The sequence below is a fragment of the Streptococcus pluranimalium genome, from assembly GCF_047785705.1.
Lineage (GTDB): Bacteria > Bacillota > Bacilli > Lactobacillales > Streptococcaceae > Streptococcus > Streptococcus pluranimalium_A.
This window is the reverse complement of record NZ_JBLOJV010000006.1, coordinates 22,826-39,922: the sequence shown is the minus strand read 5'-3', so window position 1 is coordinate 39,922 and position 17,097 is coordinate 22,826. Positions and strand designations below refer to the sequence as shown.

Sequence of the window (17,097 nt, the reverse complement as noted above, 5' to 3'; positions counted from 1 at the left end):
TAATTTCCTCACTTTTTTAATCAAACATACTGCCAAAAATACCACGAACCTTATCACCAATGTTTTGTTTAGGTTCTTCAGGCTTAGGCATTTCTTGAATAGGCGCCGCTTGGTCAAAATAATTTGCATCATTAAAAGCAAAGTCATTTTGAGCCGACTGGTTGGACTGGTGTGATGTTGTGTAGTTAGGACCAGTCTCAACAGGCTTACGACGAAGCAACTCTTCTCCAGTAACAGCTGACTGAGCAATGATATCAACCTCAGTCAAGGTACCAACATACTCTACTAAGCCAATTACATTAGCAAACATGGGGTTTCGAATACCCACTTGATGAGGAACAAATAGTTTGACCTTTGTTCCAAATAGTTCTTGTGCGATTTCAACCACACCTGGTAAGATAGCACCACCACCAACGATCACAATACCACCTGGTAATTCCAACAAACGACCACGCTCTAAGTCCTGTTTAACACGCTCTAAAACATGCTTAACACGTGCTGAGATAATCTCAGCAAGGTATTTTTCGGTAACATCTACAGGTGTATCGCTACCAACAACCTCTACTTGAACACTATCAGTAGCACTTGCCTCTTTGACATTAGCATTACCAAAATTAAACTTCAGTGCTTCTGCAATAGGTAGAGAAGTTTTTAAAACTTTGGAAATATCCTTGGTGACATAGTCACCACCCTCCGGGTAAATGTTGGTGTATTGTAGCTCTTGAACCCTCATGGATGCGACAGTGGTTTGCCCACCACCCATATCAATAATCGTAGCTCCAAACTCACGCTCACCCTCATTCAGCACCGATTTGGCTGTTGCCAAAGGTGAAATAATGATATTTTCAACGGAAATGCCTGCACGCTCAACGGTTTTTCTCAGATTGTGTAGGATGGTTGATGGACCTGTGTAGAGGAGACCTCTCATCTCCAAACGAATCCCCATCATACCACGTGGGTCACGGATACCTTGAAAACTATCAACAATAAACTCTTCAGGAACCAGAGAAATCACTTCACGCTCAGGGGTAATGCTCTTAGTTAATGCTGATTTAACAACACTTTCAACATCTTCATCTTTGATTTCTTTTGATTCACTTGTGACAGGAATCATCCCTTGAGTAGGCTCAATTTGCAAAAGATTTGCTGGTAGCCCAACGTTTATCTTTTCAATCGTAATCCCTGATTTTTCAGCCGCCTGTTCAATCGCTGATTTGATCTCTTTAGCTGCTGCATCAATGTCTACAATAATACCATCTTTAACACCTGAACTCTTGACATTGCTGACACCAATAACGTTCATTTCATCATTGATATATTCTGCAACGAGCACTTTAATAGAGCTAGTACCGATATCTAAGCCCGTAAAAAAGCCGTTTCTTGCCATTCCCTAACCTCTCATTCTTTCAATTACTTACTGTTCTATTTCTAAAAACCACACACTTATGGAATTATTCAAAGCATATTATACCACAAAAAAGCACAAGATGACTACTTTTTGTGCTTTTTGTTATACAAATGTAACCAAGTAAAGACGACTTTATCTATCATTGCGCAATGACTGGTGTTTCTTGACTCTGTCCTTGCTGTTGCTGGTTAAGATCTGTCTGAGATTGGTCACCAGCTTGGGATGTTTCATCACCCGTTTCACTGTCTGATTCAGCATTTTCCTTATCTTCTTGTGAATCTTCTGACGAGGTTTCCTCTTCTGTCGCGATATAGATGCCCACTTCCATATCAATAATACCTGGTGTCAGCATGTGGCGAGCCACCTGTGGATAGTAAGGTAATCGTTCTGCCATTTTTGACAAGGGCACAAGTACCGTATTGCCATCGTACATGGTTAGTTTGACCAAATCTGTCGTTGACTTGGAGTCTTCTCGGGACACAGACTGAATATTGGCTTGAATAGACTGTTTCAAGGATTGCTTTGCCTTTATGAAACGACTAACATCTTTGGCCTTATCTAAGTGGACACTCAAAAAAGCATCTGGTAATGTCTGCGTGGCTTGATCAATAATCACACCATTTGATAGTATGGGCTGATAAGAAGCGTTCTGCTGCCGATAAGCGATAATATCGTATTCTTTCACCAGGATAGTAAAACGATTTGGCAAGTGAAATCTTATCTTAGCAGACTCAAGCCAAGGGTTGGCCTTAACAATTTTTTTAGCTATCTGGTCGCGTCGCCAAAAAACCTGTGTCACGTAATCCTGAGCTTTAATCCCAGAATCTTGGATAATGGTGTCTAGGTCTGTCGCTTGCTGACCAGAGACCATGATTTCTTTGGACTTACTCAAAGGACTCACCATAAACATCGACAGTAAAAACACTATGGTCGCTAAAGAAAGAACCGACACAAAGCGATTGCGATGAGGGTCTTTTTTTCTGACCTTCTTTATTTTCTTAGATTTTGCTTTCTTCTTTTGATCTGCCTGTTTTTTTGATTTCCGTGAGTACTTAGACAGTTTCGTTTTCGGCTCTTTTTCAATAACATCCCCTAAAACTTGGGAACGCTTGAGTTCTCTGAGACGTTTATCAACCTCTTCTTGTTCAGCCTTTTCCTCAGCTTTTTTCTTTAAAAATTCCTGATTACGTTTTTGCCATTCGCTCAAGACTGGCTCTTCTTCAGGCTGTTTTGTTGTTTCAATATCTTTGACCATACTTTTAACCTTTTGTGCTTTCGATAGATGCCATGAGTTCTTGATAGAAGGCTTGAAGCGACGTCAACTCTTGGCTCTGTGCCATGGCTAGCTCAAATGCTGAAGCTCTAGCCATCAGCTCCTCGACTGCTTGTGTCAGATGTTCTAAATCTAAATCTTGCTCGTCTAATTGCAAGGCATAGCCACGTTCTGTGAAATAAGCAGCATTTTCCAACTGATCACCTCGACTGGCCTCTTTTCCTAAAGGCACAATAATCTGTAATTTTTTAAGGGCCAGTAATTCAAAAAGAGTATTTGAACCACCACGCGTGATGACAACATCAGCAAGACTTAGTAACGGCTGATATAAATCTGTCACATAATCAATACGATAAAGATTGTCTTCCAAGGTATTTAAACCTGAATCACCAGAGATATTGATGATATTGTAGATTTTACATAAAGACTTGATATGTTTGCTAATAAAGTCATTAAAGACCCTAGCACCTGCTGAACCTCCAATAAAAAGCAGGCTTTTCTTCTTATCATCAAAATGTCTTTTAATGTCTGCTATCACATCTTTATTTGAGTCAGAGCAGGAATCAATCTTGGTAATCGCACCAATATGCTCAGTCTTGGTTAACTGAGGAGTTTGTTCAAAGGTTGTGTACATTTTTGTGGCGAATCGATAGGCGATTTTATTAGCCAGCCCCATCGATAAGTCCGACTCATGAACAAAGACTGGTACACCAAGCAATCTAGCTGCTATCACTGGAGGCACTGAAACAAAACCACCCTTTGAAAAAAGTGCTTGAGGTCTTATGTTGGCAATAATAGCCAATGATTGAAACACACCAAGAGCAACCTTAAAGATATCTAGCAGGTTTTGCCAAGAAAAATAGCGTCTTAATTTTCCAGTAGCAATCGCATGAAAGGTCACCTTTTCTCCCAAACGTTTGATTTCTTGGTACTCAATACCAGACTGATCACCAATATAGTGGACTTCAAAACCATCTTTGATAAGTTTTGGAATCAGTAAGAGATTTAGCGTGACATGACCTACCGTCCCACCACCAGTCAAAACGATTTTCTTACGCATCACCTTCCCCTTTCAAGGCTGCCACTGTCGCTAAAAATTCATCTCCGCGGCTTTCAAAATCACGATACATATCCCAACTAGCGTTAGCAGGACTCAAAAGCACTGTATCACCAGACTCAGCTAAAGCAAAAGCCTTGCGAGTCGCATCTGCCACATCCTTAGCAAAAACTACTGGAATACCCGCTGATTTGGCTACTGCTGCTAGTTTAGGAGCTGTCTCACCAAGCACTAACATGGCTTTTAAACCCTTGATATCAGGCAAAAGAACCTCAAAACCATTGCCACGGTCCAAACCACCAGCTATGAGGAGGACACGCTCTTTATCAAATCCTGATAGGGCCTTTTGAGTGGCTAAACAATTGGTCGATTTAGAATCATTGAAAAAAGAAATCCCCTTGATTGAACCAGCATGTTGCAGACGGTGCTTAACACCTCCAAAAGCTGACAAGGTTTCTTTAATAGCTTGGTTTGCAATACCAGATAATTTAGCAACGGCAATTGTTGCTAAGGCATTTTCGATATTATGACTTCCTGGAACGCCTAGATCCTCTGATGCCATAATGCGCTCTTCTTTAAAATACAAGTAACCTTCTTTGAGATAAGCACCATCGACTTTTGACAGTCTTGAAAAAGGAATGAGACTTGCCTGTGTTTGTGAGGCTAATTCTTGGGCAAGGTCTTGATCAACATTAAGCACCAAAAAGTCTGTCTCTGTCATCTGATTTTGAATAGCCCATTTGGCTGCAACATAATGCTCAAACGTGCCATGATAATCCAGATGACTGGCTTCAAAATTAGTGATCACAGCAATGTGTGGCCTAAAGGTCTCTACTCCCATGAGTTGAAAGGATGATAATTCCATCACCAAGGTATCTTTCACGCTTGCTGTCATAGCCATCTCAGACGCTGGAAAGCCAATGTTTCCAGCTAAAAGCGCTGATTTTCCCGAATGGTTAAAAACATTCGCAATCATGGTCGTGGTCGTAGTCTTGCCATTTGAACCTGTGATCCCAATAATAGGGGCTTCTGACACAAGGCCTGCTAGCTCCACCTCTGTCCAGATTGGAATACCATACTCACGAGCCTTCTCCACCATAGGATTCGAATAGGGAATACCTGGATTTTTGACCATCAAGGCAAAGTCTTCCTCCAAAAGTTCCAAAGGATGACTACCACAAACCACCTTGATGCCCTCCTCCAGTAAGGCTTGGGCGGATGGGTTTTCAGCAAAGGGTTTACCATCATTTACGGTCACAATAGCCCCCAATTTGGCAAGTAATCTGGCTGCTGCCTGTCCAGATCTCGCCAAACCCAAGACAAGAACTTTTTGATTTTCAAATAATGAGACACTTTTCATGTTGTCATAACACCTGACCATTTCTTATAGATTCTTGTTGTTGATGCTCACATTATCCCCAAAAATAGACTAGATAAAGTGGTTTAATCAATAGCAGTCATACCAAGCAAACCAGCCCACAGGAGGGTTTTGATGATTTTTGAAGCATGAACAATCTTTTTTATTTTTTTATCTTTTTTGTAGCAGTTACTATTGTCCTATTTTACCCTTTATCAAACCATTTTTCAAGAAGGCTATCCCTCAAAAGCCATGGCCTAAGTGACAAGGACAGTGAAAAACGATTTGATTTTTTTAACGATAGGTTTATGGACTATCAAATGGTTTTCTAGAATCGTTTAAAGAGGCTGGATTTCCCAGCCTCTTCTTTTTAGATAAACGTATTAGCAAGATTTAGTGTTCGAATACCAAGGATGGAAAGAAGCTCAAGAATGTTGTCACCTTTGACTCACCTGGTTTTGTTGGCTAAGAATCCTTTAGAACGAGACCTCACTGATAAGCGAATAACATCTCTAAAAGCCCAAAAACCTAAAACAGACATGGCTACGATGATGTGAACATCACTAGGCGCCTTAATCAGATTGATGACTCCAATGATGGATAAAAACGCTAAGAGGGCTATCAGCAACATCAAGCCAATCGAATTGAGTGTGCTACGGATAGTCTTTGGCGCCATAAGAAAGTAGTAAAGAACAATGGCAAGTAATACTAATAAATAAAACATGGTTCTCCTTGCTAGTGTCGCTTGCTACTGCTTTACTCTGCTGATTTTTTCTTTTTGTTGGCTTTATCACGCGCCGCCTTATTCAAGATTTGCTTACGCAAACGAATCGACTCTGGTGTGACTTCCATGTACTCATCATAATCTAGAAATTCAATAGATTCTTCAAGCGTTAGGATGCGTGGTGTTTTGATAACAGAGGTTTGGTCTTTCGTTGCTGAACGAACGTTTGTCATTTGTTTTGCTGTTGTGATATTAACACCAAGGTCATTTTCACGAGCATTTTCACCGATAATCATTCCTTCGTAAACTTCTGTCCCTGGGTTGACAAAGATGGTACCACGCTCTTCAATACGCATGATTGAGTAAGTCGTTGCCTTACCATTATCAATCGAGACAAGAGCACCACGGTGACGGCCGCCAATATCTCCTGGCACAAGAGGGAGGTACTGATCAAAGGTATGGTTCATGATACCATAACCACGTGTCATTGATAGAAACTCTGTTGAGAACCCAATCAAACCACGTGCTGGAATCAAGAAGATCAAACGTGTTTGACCGTTACCAACCATGGTCATATCAAGCATATCACCTTTACGCTCAGAAAGAGCTTGAATGATCGCACCTTGATACTCTTCTGGAGTGTCGATTTGCACACGCTCAAATGGCTCACACTTAACGCCATCAACCTCTTTGATAATCACTTCAGGCTTAGACACTTGAAGCTCGTAACCCTCACGACGCATGGTCTCAATAAGGATAGACAAGTGAAGCTCACCACGCCCTGAAACAACCCATTTGTCAGGAGAGTCCGTCATCTCAACACGAAGCGATACGTCCGTTTGCAATTCCGCAAGAAGACGTTCTTCAACCTTACGTGATGTTACGTGCTTGCCTTCACGACCGGCAAACGGTGAGTTGTTAGCTAAGAAGGTCATTTGAAGGGTTGGCTCATCAATACGAAGGACTGGAAGTGGCTCGATAGCGTCTTGTGGTGTGACTGTTTCACCAACGAAGATATCTTCCATACCTGAAACGGCAATCAAATCACCCGCTTTAGCTTCTTGAATTTCACGGCGTTCAAGACCAAAGAAACCAAAAAGTTTAGTAACACGGAAATTCTTGGTTGACCCATCAAGTTTTGAAAGGGTAACTTGGTCACCAACTTTAACAGTACCACGAAAGACACGGCCGATACCGATACGCCCTACAAAATCATTGTAGTCAAGTAGCGAAACTTGGAATTGTAGCGGCTCATCTGAATTATCAACTGGAGCTGGAATGTGCTCAATAATGGTATCAAAAATCGGTGCCATTGAAGCCTCTTGATCGGCTGGGTCATCTGACATAGACGACGTTCCATTGATGGCTGATGCGTAAACAACAGGGAAATCCAGTTGCTCATCGTCAGCGCCCAATTCGATAAATAACTCCAGAACCTCATCAACAACCTCTGCCGGACGAGCTGATGGTTTATCGATTTTGTTGACCACCACGATTGGGATGAGGTTTTGCTCAAGGGCTTTTTTCAACACAAAGCGTGTTTGAGGCATGGTTCCTTCATAAGCATCCACGACCAAGACAACCCCATCAACCATTTTCATGATACGCTCAACTTCTCCTCCGAAGTCCGCGTGTCCTGGTGTGTCCATGATATTGATGCGTGTGTCATGGTAGGCAACAGCTGTGTTTTTGGCTAAGATGGTAATTCCACGCTCTTTTTCAAGGTCATTTGAATCCATCGCACGCTCAGCTAATTCTTTACGCTCATCAAGCGTCTGAGACTGTTTTAGTAATTCATCAACAAGGGTTGTTTTCCCGTGGTCAACGTGGGCAATAATCGCAACGTTGCGGATATCAGTTCTTAAATTTGTCATGTTTTCCTCTAAAATATCTTTTATTAACTGTACAAGTATAACACAAAATTTCAGAAATGGTGACAAAGACAACAGTGTAAATGTTTTCACTCTTATTTATGATACTTGCATCGAAAAAATACCACAAGTTCACACGAACTTGTAGTGTTTTGAATTTTTTTAGTATGATAGCTCCCAATCAATTTCAATATTAGTAATTTCTTTGGATAAATCTATTAACTGTATATCAAATTTCAAAGAAGGTTCTATTCATAAGAAGAAGCGTTACGCTATGTTACAATAGAATCAGCAAGGGGAGGTATGAAAAAAATAAATATTTAGATTTTGGATCTGATTAATTTTCTTGTTTCATTTTTTATTTGCAGATGGTTTTTTATGGAGTATCTGTATTTCTATTTGTTATCTCTTTTTGGGTTTCCGGTTGGTGGTGTAAATTTTGGGAGACCTTTAATGGCGGTTTTAATTATGACTCTTTTAGCGTTTACAATTATTCGAGCATTATATACAAAAAGATTTAATAGTAGGTTGGTCAAAGTTAGAACCTGTATTCACAAAAAATGTTAAACTAAAGATATGACACGAAAAGCATATGATACTGATTTAACCGATCAAGAATGGGCTCAATTTGAACCCTATTTCGCCAAACACCGCACCTATAAATGGTCTAAACGAGAACTCGTGAACGCAACCTTGTATATCACTAAAACAGGCTGCCAATGGCGCATGCTCCCTCATGATTTCCCTCCTTACCCAACTGTTTGGAGTTTCTTTCGTCGTGCCAAGGAGAGCGGCTGTGGGACACCATTTTGACGGAACTGGTTAAAAAAAGCGATTGAAAGCCGATAGAGCAGCCACTCCAACCTATGCTATCATTGATTCTCAAAGCGTGAAAACAACAGATGTTGCAGAGGAACGTGGGATTGATGGCGGTAAAAAAGTCAAAGGGAGGAAGCGCCACATCGTTGTTGATACCATGGGAAATCTTCTTGATGTGGTGGTTCATGCAGCTAATTTGCACGACACAAAATCAGGCTTTTTAGTAGCTCGAAAAGTGATGGTAACATTCCCAACCATCAAGGCTTTTTCAGCCGATGCTGGTTATCGGAAAAGTTTTGAGGAGATGATAATGGAGGAATTTGGTTGCCCGGTAGATATTTCTGAAAAAATTAAGGGTAGCTGGCAAATCATTCCCAAACGTTGGGTTGTTGAGCGAACTTTTGCTTGGTTGAACCACTCTCGAAGATTAGCTAAGGATGTTGAAAAGTCCGTATCGTCAGAGGTTGCTTTTGTCAAACGATCACACATTAGTCGGCTTTTAAGGGCTTAATAATTTTGTGAATACAGGTTCTAAGAGTTTTGTCCTATACTCTTTTGATGCTCCCCTAACAAAACAATATTAAATGTCTATTTACAAGATATGCTCAAATTCTTGGCGTACTATTTCTGGCCAGACACTTGATTGGACTTCGCCGATGTGTTGTTTACGAAGTAAGAACATCGCTAAACGAGATTGACCGATCCCACCACCAATGGTTAGTGGCAATTCGCCATTCAAAAGGGATTGATGCCAATCATACTGTAGGCGCTCTTCATCTTTTGTGATGGCAACCTGTCTTTTTAGGGCTTCTTGATCAACCCGAATGCCCATAGAAGATAACTCAAACGCTGCACCCAACTGATCATTCCAGACCAGTATATCACCGTTTAGCCCCTTGTAATTCCTTTCTGAAACAGAGGTCCAATCATCGTAATCAGGAGCACGACCATCATGAGGCTGGCCGTCACTCAACTCACCACCGATCCCCATCAAAAAGACCGCCCCGTGCTTTTTAGTAATAGCGTTTTCACGCTCTTTTGGTGTCAAATCAGGATAATCTCTCACTAAATCCTCAGAGTGAATAAAGGTGATTTTCTTGGGCAAAAGCGACTCCATATCATAACGAGCCTCTACAGCCAACTCTGTCAGACGAATGGCCTTATAGATTTGCTCCACCGTTTCTTTTAAGTAGGCCAGATTGCGCTGACCACTTGGGATGACTTTTTCCCAATCCCACTGGTCAACAAAAACGGAGTGTGTTGGATCAAGCGAATCCTCATCAGGACGTAGAGCCTTCATGTGGACAAAGAGTCCCTCCCCTTCACCAAAGCTAAATCGTGCTAAAGTATGACGCTTCCACTTGGCTAGAGAATGAACCACCTCGTACTCATCGTCAGGAATGAGTTTGACATGAACACGAACAGCATTTTCAACCCCTGAAAGATTGTCCTGCATGCCATCTCCAACACGGCTCAAAATTGGCCCTTGAACCTCAACGATGCCTAATTTATCAATAAGGTATTGGGTAAAAGTATTTTTAACAAATGAAATTTCTTCTTGCTGATGAATAAATGATTTTTCCATAATGCTCCCCTTAAAAAAAGATATGGTTTATTGTACTATTTTTTTTGCCAAAAAGATAGCCAACAAACAGCTCTGCTAACAAGTCCGACTAAACTGAAAAAGACAAGGCAAAATAGCCTTATCACTAACCTGAATGACACCGCCCTTTTCACTCACATAAACCTAAAAACCAGCCCAAGGTTTTACCCATTAGCTATAACAAGAATATCTTGATAGCCACTTTGGTAAAACATGATGGACTGGTTGGTTTAGTATTGTAAATCCTTTTTAATCAAAAACTCTGGCTATTGGTGCTCAAGAACCAGGCTAGCTGCTCCAATAATGCCAGCATCATTTCCTAGCTCTGCCAATTTGATTTGTGTTGACTGGCGTACTTGTGGAAACGTGTATTGTTTAAAGTAGGTTTCCACACGAGATCGTAAGAATTCTCCCGCAGCAGAGACGCCTCCGCCGATAACGACAGAATCAGGATTTAGGAGATTGGACATATTGGCTGCAGCGAGACCAAGGTAAAAGCAGACCTTATCAACGACGCTATCAGCGAAAAAGTCACCCTGCTGAGCAGCCTCAAAAATGGCCTTACTAGATACTTCATCACCATTGTCTATAGAGGCTTTGATACTTGAGCTACCTTCGTATGTCTCTGCCAAACGGCGAGCCACACGCACAACACCAGTCGCAGATGCCACTGTCTCCAAACATCCGATAGTACCACAAGTACAGGCAAAGCCAGTATCTGGCTCTACAACCATGTGACCTATCTCACCACCAGCACCAGCAACGCCATGGATAAGATGACCATCAGCAATAATACCACCACCGACACCTGTCCCCAGTGTCATAAAAATCACATCAGGGTTGTTGGCACCGGCACCAACCCAGCGCTCTCCAAGTGCAGCGACGTTGGCATCATTATCAATCGCAAATGGAATACCTGTCTCTTTCTCAATGATAGAGCCAACCTCTTGCTGGTCTTTCCAGTTAAGGTTGAATGCTCCTGTGACAGTCTTTTCGTCACGGTTGACAGCACCAGGAGACCCCATGCCAATACCGATGAAATCCTCACCCGTCAAACCATAGAGGTCTAAACGATGTTTGATAGAGGCCACAATATCAGGGACAATGTGTTTTCCACCATCTAAGGTGTTGGTTTCAATCGCCCATTTTTCTTGAATGTCTCCTGCTTTAGTCAAAATACCAAACTTAATGGTTGTCCCACCAAGGTCAATACCTAATAGTTTTTTTGCCATGTTGTCACCTCGATTACGTCAGATGATTTGTTCTTTTAACGATCATCTGATTGCCTATTTCTCTTATTTTTTTCTGCTTCTATTTCCAAGCGATGCTCACGTCTCAGGATCAACTCAGCTTGCAAATAGACTTCTTCCTCAATCAAGCCATTGTCATGTAAGCGAGCCAACTCTATCTTCATCAGCTCAATGTCAAAAAGACGCTTCCCTAAATAAACATAGATGCCAAAATGTTTGAGAACTTGCTGAACATCGTAAAGTGTTTTCATACAAGCATTCTAACAAAAACAAGAGTCTTTTTCAAGTGATTTTAGCAAGCGTTTGCACTTTGTCAACAGCAAAAAAAGCAAGACCCTATTCCTGATGTCCAGGAAATTTGGTCTCACTCTCTTACTGTTACAAACCTGAAGGGCGTCCAATTTCTGCTTGGAGCATCCACAAGGTTTTTTGAGCCATCTCCTGGGCATCAGCGAAAATACCGTTTGAAGGATTGTCTCCTTCTGCATCACTGACTTCAAGACCTTCTTGGAACAGTTCTGAAAGGTACTGGTAAACCTCTACTAAACGCTCTAAGCGCTCCGTCATTGACAGGTCATAATGACCAACTTCCTCAGCTAATTTAGAATGCTCATCAAATTCTTTCAAGGTTGAGTAAGGAGCTCCTCCAATAGTGATCAAACGCTCACTAACAAGATCCAGCGTCTCATCCAATTCAGCCATCAAGTCATCCATCTTAGGATGTAGGTAGAAAAAACCAGGACCACGCATGTACCAGTGTGCTTGGTGAACAATAGAAGCTGCTTTTGATAAGTCTGCTACTGCTTGATTAAGAACGCTTTGTGTTTTGTTGTATGCCATAAGTAGGCCTCCTTTAATAGTGATAAGTCTATTTTAGAATGATTCTAAATAAAAGTCAAGTAAAAAATAACTTTTTTCACATTATTTTTTCGAATAAGATAGTATGACTGTTTTATTCTTGTTATCAGGAGCTGCTATCGGCTTTTTTCTAGGGATCATCCTCAACCTCTTTCCAGGAACTTCCTTTGAATTATCGGCTAAACACTCTCCTTACTACCGATTAAACTTGACCTACCACTGTGCTATCCTTAGCTTTTGCTACGGCTTTCTAGCCTTATTAGCCTTTTGGGAAATCCTGCCACTCAATCACCTGCTGCTATTGGGGGCTAGCCTTTTATTATCTTTGTATGATGTCACATCACATGCCTTTCCTCTCATTATCGGCTTACTGATGATTATCCCTCTGGCATTGACCCATGATTGGCAATCAACAACAACGGCTCTCATATTACTTGCCCTACTCGCTGAAGTCAAAAATATCAAAATAGGAAGTGGTGACTTTCTTTACCTAGCCTTGCTGTCTTTTGTCATCTCGTTTCAAGAGCTGTTATGGGTGGTTCAAATCGCTTCCACTCTAGGCATCTTAGCATTTGCCACTAAAAAAGATAGAGAACTCGCTTTTGTTCCCTACCTTAGTCTTGCTTATCTTCTTGTTTTAATCATCCATCATACCAGCTTGTAGTTGGTACATTCTTTGGTAAGTACCACCTAAAGCCAGCAAGTCTTCATGACGACCGCTTTCGATAATTGTCCCCTTATCAAGGACATAGATACAATCAGCATCTTGAATGGTTGATAGGCGATGGGCGATAGCAATGGTGGTACGTCCTTGACGCATTTTCTCTAGGGACGTTTGAACCAAGGTCTCTGTCTCAGAATCAATATTGGCAGTCGCCTCATCAAGGATGAGGATTTTGGGCTTGGCAGCGACTGTTCGCGCAAAAGCTAGTAGCTGACGTTGCCCCGTTGAAAAACCTGAGCCACGTTCTGAGACGGCATGGTCATAAGCATCAGGCAACTTTTGGATAAAATCATCAGCGTCAACAAATCTAGCAGCTGCCTTGATTTCCTCATCTGTAAGATCTTTATACATGGCAATATTTGACTTAATGCTACCGTGATACAAGAAAGGATCTTGTAAAACCAGCCCCATATTGTCTCTTAACTCATGAGCTGGATAGTTGCGAATATCAAGGCCATCAATCAACACGCGACCGGATTGGAACTCATAAAAACGCATTAAAACATTGATAATTGAGGACTTTCCTGATCCTGTTGGTCCAACAAAGGCGATGGTTTGTCCCTTCTTGACCTTGAAGGAGATGTTATTTAGAATCTGGCGTTTGCCATCGTAAGAAAAGGACACCTTCTCAAAGACAATATTGCCATCTGTCATCTGAATGTCTTGAGCGTCTTGTTTTGGTTCGTAGACTGTCTCATCAATCAAATCAAAGACACGGCTGGCTGAAACCATTGACGTTTGCAAGACTGAAAAATTTTGCGTAACCTCTATAAGAGGATCAAAAAGACGATTGATGTACTGGATGAAGGCATACATCATCCCCGCCGTGATGCCTAAGTCATTGCTACGATAGCCTAAATAGGCCATCAAAACAGCATAGGCCAACAGTTTCAGTAAACTCATAGCTGGTCTTAACAAAAGGCTGTCTAATGACATGGAGCGTTTGGAATACTCAAAGTGCTGATCATTGATGGCATCAAATTCGGCCTGTAAACGGGCTTCTTGACCAAAAGCTTGGATAATGCGGATCCCTTCAATGCTTTCGGCTAGTTTGGAGTTAATCTCTCCCAAGAAGGCACGCGTTTTAGAGATGACAGGCATGGATTGCTTGCGATAGAGATTGACCAATATCAAGATCAAGGGTAAGAAAAGCACCACTAACCCTGTCAGCCACTCATCTAAGGTCAGCATGGTATAAAGCGTTACTGTAAAAATAAAGATGGCAGAAATAAAGCTGGAAAGGATACCTGAAAACATCTCGCTAACCGCCTCTGTATCATTGGTAATACGTGACACAATAGTTCCTGCTGGCGTTCGATCAAAATAGGACATGCCTAGTTTTTCCATATTGGCAAAGGCATCGCGACGAATATCACGGACAATGCTATAAGAAACGCGAGCAAAGAAATAATTTCCCATATACTGGATCAAGGTCTGTAAAAGGTACATGCCATAGTAACCCAGCAAGACCACCGAGGCAAAACCAGTCAAATCAGAGAGGTAGCGATCAATAATGTGAGAAGCTAGTAAAGGAATCAAACTCCTTACGACAGAGGTCAATAAGAGTAAGGCTAGGGCTGCTACCGTCCATAATTGGTAGGGTTTTAAATAGCCAATAAGGCGTTTAAATACCTGCCATTGTTGTGCTTTAGATGTCATAAGCCACCTCCTCTACTGCTTGGGCTAATTGCTGTGAATCATAGGTTCTAGCATACCAGCCATTTTGTGCCAAGAGTTCCTCGTGCTTACCACGCTCAATAATACGACCATTTTGCATCACCAAAATAAGATCCGCATGCACTACCGCAGATAAACGATGCGCAGAAATAATGGTTGTTTTATCTTGACGCGTTGCTTTGAGATTGTCAATAATACGATGTTCTGTTTTAGCATCAACTGCTGAGAGAGAGTCATCCAAAATCAAAATATCTGGATCTAAAATCATGGCACGGCTCATGGCAATACGCTGCCTCTGACCACCTGATAGAGAAACCCCTTTTTCGCCAATCACCGTCTCAAAGCCCTCTGGCATATCCTTAATATCATCATAAACCTGAGACAGTCTCGTTGCTTCCATCACTCGCTCTAGATTCAGGCTAGTGTCTCCAAAGCGAACGTTATTGATAATACTGGTCGCAAAGAGCATCTGATCTTGGGGAACATAGCCCATCAGCTGACGAAGCTCAGAAAGCTTGTAATCTTTAATGTTATGCCCATCTAGGCTGATATGACCTTGATTAACATCATATTCTCGTAAGAGTAGTTTGATCAAGGTCGTCTTTCCTGAACCTGTCTGACCAACTAAGCCTAGGGTTTGCCCTTTTTTTACGGTAAACTGAATGGCCTCTAAGGTCGTGGTTGCTGAATCATGATAGGTAAACTGATCGATGGCAAAGACAATATCACCATTTTGAATACTTGGGAGTGGCTTTTTAGGATCTTGCACATCAGACACTTGATCCAATAAGTTTTCGATACGATCATAAGAAACAGCACCTCGCTGCACCATATTAAACAAAAAGCCAATAGCCATCAATGGCCAAACTAGCATGTCCAGATAGGTAATGAAGGTCACTAAATGGCCAACTGTTACTTGCCCTCTTGAGACCATGACCGACCCCATAAGTAAGGTCAAGGTGTAAGAAGCTCCTATAAATAAAAGAACCAAGGGGTCAAAGAGAATATCGTACTTTTTTGTCGATAGATTCATCTCATAAGTCATGTCATTGGTTTCTTGAAAAGAAGCCAGTTCGTCGGTCTGGTAGCCAAAGGACTTGGTGACCTTAATCCCAGAAACACTCTCTTGAACCTTATTATTAAGGTCTGAAAAAGCAGCTTGAGATTGCCCAAAAGCCTTGTGTGTTTTACGTCCCAGTCGACTGGTAGCATAAGCCATCAAAGGTAGGGGAATAATCGCAATTAAGGTCATCTGCCATGAGATACTAAAAAACATGGTCAAAAGGGTCACAGCTGCTGTCACTGAGGCATCAACAGCTGACATAACACCTCCACCTGCCAAGCGAGTGAGGGCATTGATGTCATTGGTTGCATGAGCCATCAAATCACCTGTCCGATACTTTTGGTAAAAAGATGGTGACATGCTAGTCAAGTGTTTAAACAGACGTGAACGCATGATTTGCCCCAAACGATAGGACGTTCCTAAGATATACATGCGCCATACATATCGCAAGGCATACATCCCAAAGGCTGCCAAGACTAATAATAAGAGTTGAGCTAATAATGCGGAGGCTCGCAAACGCTGCGTGGTGATCTTGTCAATCACATCCCCCATGACCATCGGGGGAATTAAATTTAAAAGTGCGACCAAAATCAAAGCAACTATCCCTAAACTATAGGCTTTTTTCTCTAATCTGAAAAACCAGCCTAGTCTTAGTAAAATAGTTTTGGGTTTGGTTTTAGGTGATGTGTTTTCCATAATGCTCCTTTTGATTCATAGGAAAAGGGAATGAGATATGCTCACTCAATCAGAGCATATCTCACTTCCCAAATCGTTATAGTGATTGTACAGGTTAGAAAAGCCGTAAGTCGCTTTAGGCGAAGGCTAGCGCTATCGACATTGACGTCACTTTCTCTGTTTTCTTTTTTAACCTACTATTACATAGTATAATCGTTTAGATTATATGATGAGCAAATTCCAAGACTCACTGATGATAAAGCTCATCAATAAGAAACTTTTGAAACCGCTATCTATAATCTTATTGTTTTTACAATCTATTATAGCATATTCATTCAAAAACAGCTGTCTTAATGATTGTTTTTTTTAAGTATTTAGTGGAAAAGAAAATAAAGAGAGTGGGACAAAAATCGGTCATTCGTCAGAATTCGATTTCCCTCACTCTTTTATGTCTAGGTTCGGGCTGAAACGGTCTATCCAAAGACCGTTTCACTCCCACCTCCGCACAGTTGAGTAGGACTGTAAAAGCTGATAAAATCAGCGTATTAGAGTTCACTCAACCACTGCGTCTCGATTGACAATTCAAAAAATAATTGAGAGGCTAGGACTTTTGTCCCAACCTCACTACCGACTAAGATAAACCACGCTTAACATTCCTATTCTCTATAAGCATCAAAAAATTGTGAAATCGTAAAAATCAGAAACGCATAAATGATTACAAAACCATGTCATACCTTC

The 17,097-nt window shown here is 41.4% G+C and carries 15 protein-coding genes and 1 pseudogene; 3 read left to right on the top strand and 13 right to left on the bottom strand.

All coding sequences use genetic code 11. The features are described 5' to 3' along the window. Window positions 1-16: 16 nt before the first annotated feature. From ACMZ6Z_RS02740 to typA, 7 genes and pseudogenes are all read right to left on the bottom strand, one after another. Entirely contained in the window at window positions 17-220 is a 204-nt protein-coding gene (locus ACMZ6Z_RS02740; protein WP_416131170.1) for a cell division protein FtsA C-terminal domain-containing protein, read from the bottom strand. Next, window positions 197-1,387: pseudogene (gene ftsA / locus ACMZ6Z_RS02735) on the bottom strand (cell division protein FtsA); the annotation flags it as partial. The pseudogene ftsA and the gene ACMZ6Z_RS02740, both read right to left, overlap by 24 nt. Before the next feature lie 160 nt (window positions 1,388-1,547). Next, the gene (locus ACMZ6Z_RS02730) at window positions 1,548-2,663 is read right to left on the bottom strand and encodes an FtsQ-type POTRA domain-containing protein (RefSeq protein WP_416131136.1); all 1,116 of its coding nucleotides are present in this window, start codon (window positions 2,661-2,663) and stop codon (window positions 1,548-1,550) included. 4 nt (window positions 2,664-2,667) lie between these two features. Next, the gene (locus tag ACMZ6Z_RS02725) at window positions 2,668-3,741 is read right to left on the bottom strand and encodes a UDP-N-acetylglucosamine--N-acetylmuramyl-(pentapeptide) pyrophosphoryl-undecaprenol N-acetylglucosamine transferase (RefSeq protein ID WP_416131135.1); all 1,074 of its coding nucleotides are present in this window, start codon (window positions 3,739-3,741) and stop codon (window positions 2,668-2,670) included. After that, complete coding sequence (gene murD, locus ACMZ6Z_RS02720; protein ID WP_416131134.1) at window positions 3,734-5,098, bottom strand: UDP-N-acetylmuramoyl-L-alanine--D-glutamate ligase; 1,365 nt, start codon at window positions 5,096-5,098, stop codon at window positions 3,734-3,736. Before murD ends, ACMZ6Z_RS02725 begins: the two co-directional genes overlap by 8 nt. 445 nt (window positions 5,099-5,543) lie before the next feature. Further along, window positions 5,544-5,819 carry a DUF3165 family protein gene (locus ACMZ6Z_RS02715; protein ID WP_416131133.1) on the bottom strand — a complete coding sequence of 92 codons (276 nt, stop codon included), beginning with the start codon at window positions 5,817-5,819 and terminating at the stop codon, window positions 5,544-5,546. 32 nt (window positions 5,820-5,851) lie between these two features. Further along, the gene (gene typA, locus ACMZ6Z_RS02710) at window positions 5,852-7,693 is read right to left on the bottom strand and encodes a translational GTPase TypA (RefSeq protein ID WP_416131132.1); all 1,842 of its coding nucleotides are present in this window, start codon (window positions 7,691-7,693) and stop codon (window positions 5,852-5,854) included. A gap of 573 nt (window positions 7,694-8,266) precedes the next feature. Between typA and ACMZ6Z_RS02705 the strand changes: the two genes are divergently transcribed. Together ACMZ6Z_RS02705 and ACMZ6Z_RS02700 are read left to right on the top strand one after the other, a co-directional pair. Continuing rightward, window positions 8,267-8,503: a transposase gene (locus ACMZ6Z_RS02705; protein WP_416131131.1), complete on the top strand. Its 237-nt coding sequence runs from the start codon at window positions 8,267-8,269 to the stop codon at window positions 8,501-8,503. Between the two features lie 22 nt (window positions 8,504-8,525). After that, entirely contained in the window at window positions 8,526-9,020 is a 495-nt protein-coding gene (locus tag ACMZ6Z_RS02700; protein ID WP_416131130.1) for a transposase, read from the top strand. An 81-nt stretch (window positions 9,021-9,101) separates the two neighbouring features. Here ACMZ6Z_RS02700 and asnA read toward each other — a convergent pair whose 3' ends face one another. The 4 genes from asnA to ACMZ6Z_RS02680 all read right to left on the bottom strand — a co-directional run bounded on the left by asnA (window position 9,102) and on the right by ACMZ6Z_RS02680 (window position 12,202). Further along, on the bottom strand, window positions 9,102-10,094 hold the full coding sequence (asnA, locus tag ACMZ6Z_RS02695) for an aspartate--ammonia ligase (protein ID WP_416131129.1): 993 nt from the start codon (window positions 10,092-10,094) through the stop codon (window positions 9,102-9,104). Window positions 10,095-10,378: 284 nt separating this feature from the next. Then, window positions 10,379-11,344, bottom strand: coding sequence for an ROK family glucokinase (locus ACMZ6Z_RS02690; RefSeq protein ID WP_416131128.1), 966 nt, complete (start codon window positions 11,342-11,344; stop codon window positions 10,379-10,381). Window positions 11,345-11,379: 35 nt separating this feature from the next. Next, on the bottom strand, window positions 11,380-11,613 hold the full coding sequence (locus tag ACMZ6Z_RS02685; protein WP_416131126.1) for a YqgQ family protein: 234 nt from the start codon (window positions 11,611-11,613) through the stop codon (window positions 11,380-11,382). A gap of 127 nt (window positions 11,614-11,740) precedes the next feature. Beyond that, window positions 11,741-12,202: a Dps family protein gene (locus ACMZ6Z_RS02680; protein WP_416131125.1), complete on the bottom strand. Its 462-nt coding sequence runs from the start codon at window positions 12,200-12,202 to the stop codon at window positions 11,741-11,743. A gap of 103 nt (window positions 12,203-12,305) precedes the next feature. Here ACMZ6Z_RS02680 and ACMZ6Z_RS02675 point away from each other — a divergent pair, with 103 nt between their 5' ends. Beyond that, window positions 12,306-12,884, top strand: coding sequence for a hypothetical protein (locus ACMZ6Z_RS02675; RefSeq protein ID WP_416131124.1), 579 nt, complete (start codon window positions 12,306-12,308; stop codon window positions 12,882-12,884). Here the strand turns inward: ACMZ6Z_RS02675 and ACMZ6Z_RS02670 are convergent. Together ACMZ6Z_RS02670 and ACMZ6Z_RS02665 are read right to left on the bottom strand one after the other, a co-directional pair. Further along, window positions 12,858-14,603 (bottom strand): ABC transporter ATP-binding protein, encoded by a 1,746-nt coding sequence (locus tag ACMZ6Z_RS02670; RefSeq protein WP_416131123.1) that lies wholly within the window; start codon window positions 14,601-14,603, stop codon window positions 12,858-12,860. The two genes, ACMZ6Z_RS02675 and ACMZ6Z_RS02670, sit on opposite strands and share 27 nt — an antisense overlap. Continuing rightward, window positions 14,593-16,380, bottom strand: coding sequence for an ABC transporter ATP-binding protein (locus tag ACMZ6Z_RS02665; protein ID WP_416131122.1), 1,788 nt, complete (start codon window positions 16,378-16,380; stop codon window positions 14,593-14,595). The genes ACMZ6Z_RS02670 and ACMZ6Z_RS02665 overlap by 11 nt, the downstream gene beginning before the upstream one ends. Between the last annotated feature and the right edge of the window lie 717 nt (window positions 16,381-17,097).

Coding starts and splice junctions, on each gene's coding strand:
- ACMZ6Z_RS02730 (WP_416131136.1), bottom strand. CDS start 2,663: ATGGTCAAAGATATTGAAACAACAAAACAGCCTGAAGAAGAGCCAGTC.
- ACMZ6Z_RS02725 (WP_416131135.1), bottom strand. CDS start 3,741: ATGCGTAAGAAAATCGTTTTGACTGGTGGTGGGACGGTAGGTCATGTC.
- murD (WP_416131134.1), bottom strand. CDS start 5,098: ATGAAAAGTGTCTCATTATTTGAAAATCAAAAAGTTCTTGTCTTGGGT.
- ACMZ6Z_RS02715 (WP_416131133.1), bottom strand. CDS start 5,819: ATGTTTTATTTATTAGTATTACTTGCCATTGTTCTTTACTACTTTCTT.
- typA (WP_416131132.1), bottom strand. CDS start 7,693: ATGACAAATTTAAGAACTGATATCCGCAACGTTGCGATTATTGCCCAC.
- ACMZ6Z_RS02705 (WP_416131131.1), top strand. CDS start 8,267: ATGACACGAAAAGCATATGATACTGATTTAACCGATCAAGAATGGGCT.
- asnA (WP_416131129.1), bottom strand. CDS start 10,094: ATGGAAAAATCATTTATTCATCAGCAAGAAGAAATTTCATTTGTTAAA.
- ACMZ6Z_RS02690 (WP_416131128.1), bottom strand. CDS start 11,344: ATGGCAAAAAAACTATTAGGTATTGACCTTGGTGGGACAACCATTAAG.
- ACMZ6Z_RS02685 (WP_416131126.1), bottom strand. CDS start 11,613: ATGAAAACACTTTACGATGTTCAGCAAGTTCTCAAACATTTTGGCATC.
- ACMZ6Z_RS02680 (WP_416131125.1), bottom strand. CDS start 12,202: ATGGCATACAACAAAACACAAAGCGTTCTTAATCAAGCAGTAGCAGAC.
- ACMZ6Z_RS02675 (WP_416131124.1), top strand. CDS start 12,306: ATGACTGTTTTATTCTTGTTATCAGGAGCTGCTATCGGCTTTTTTCTA.
- ACMZ6Z_RS02670 (WP_416131123.1), bottom strand. CDS start 14,603: ATGACATCTAAAGCACAACAATGGCAGGTATTTAAACGCCTTATTGGC.
- ACMZ6Z_RS02665 (WP_416131122.1), bottom strand. CDS start 16,380: ATGGAAAACACATCACCTAAAACCAAACCCAAAACTATTTTACTAAGA.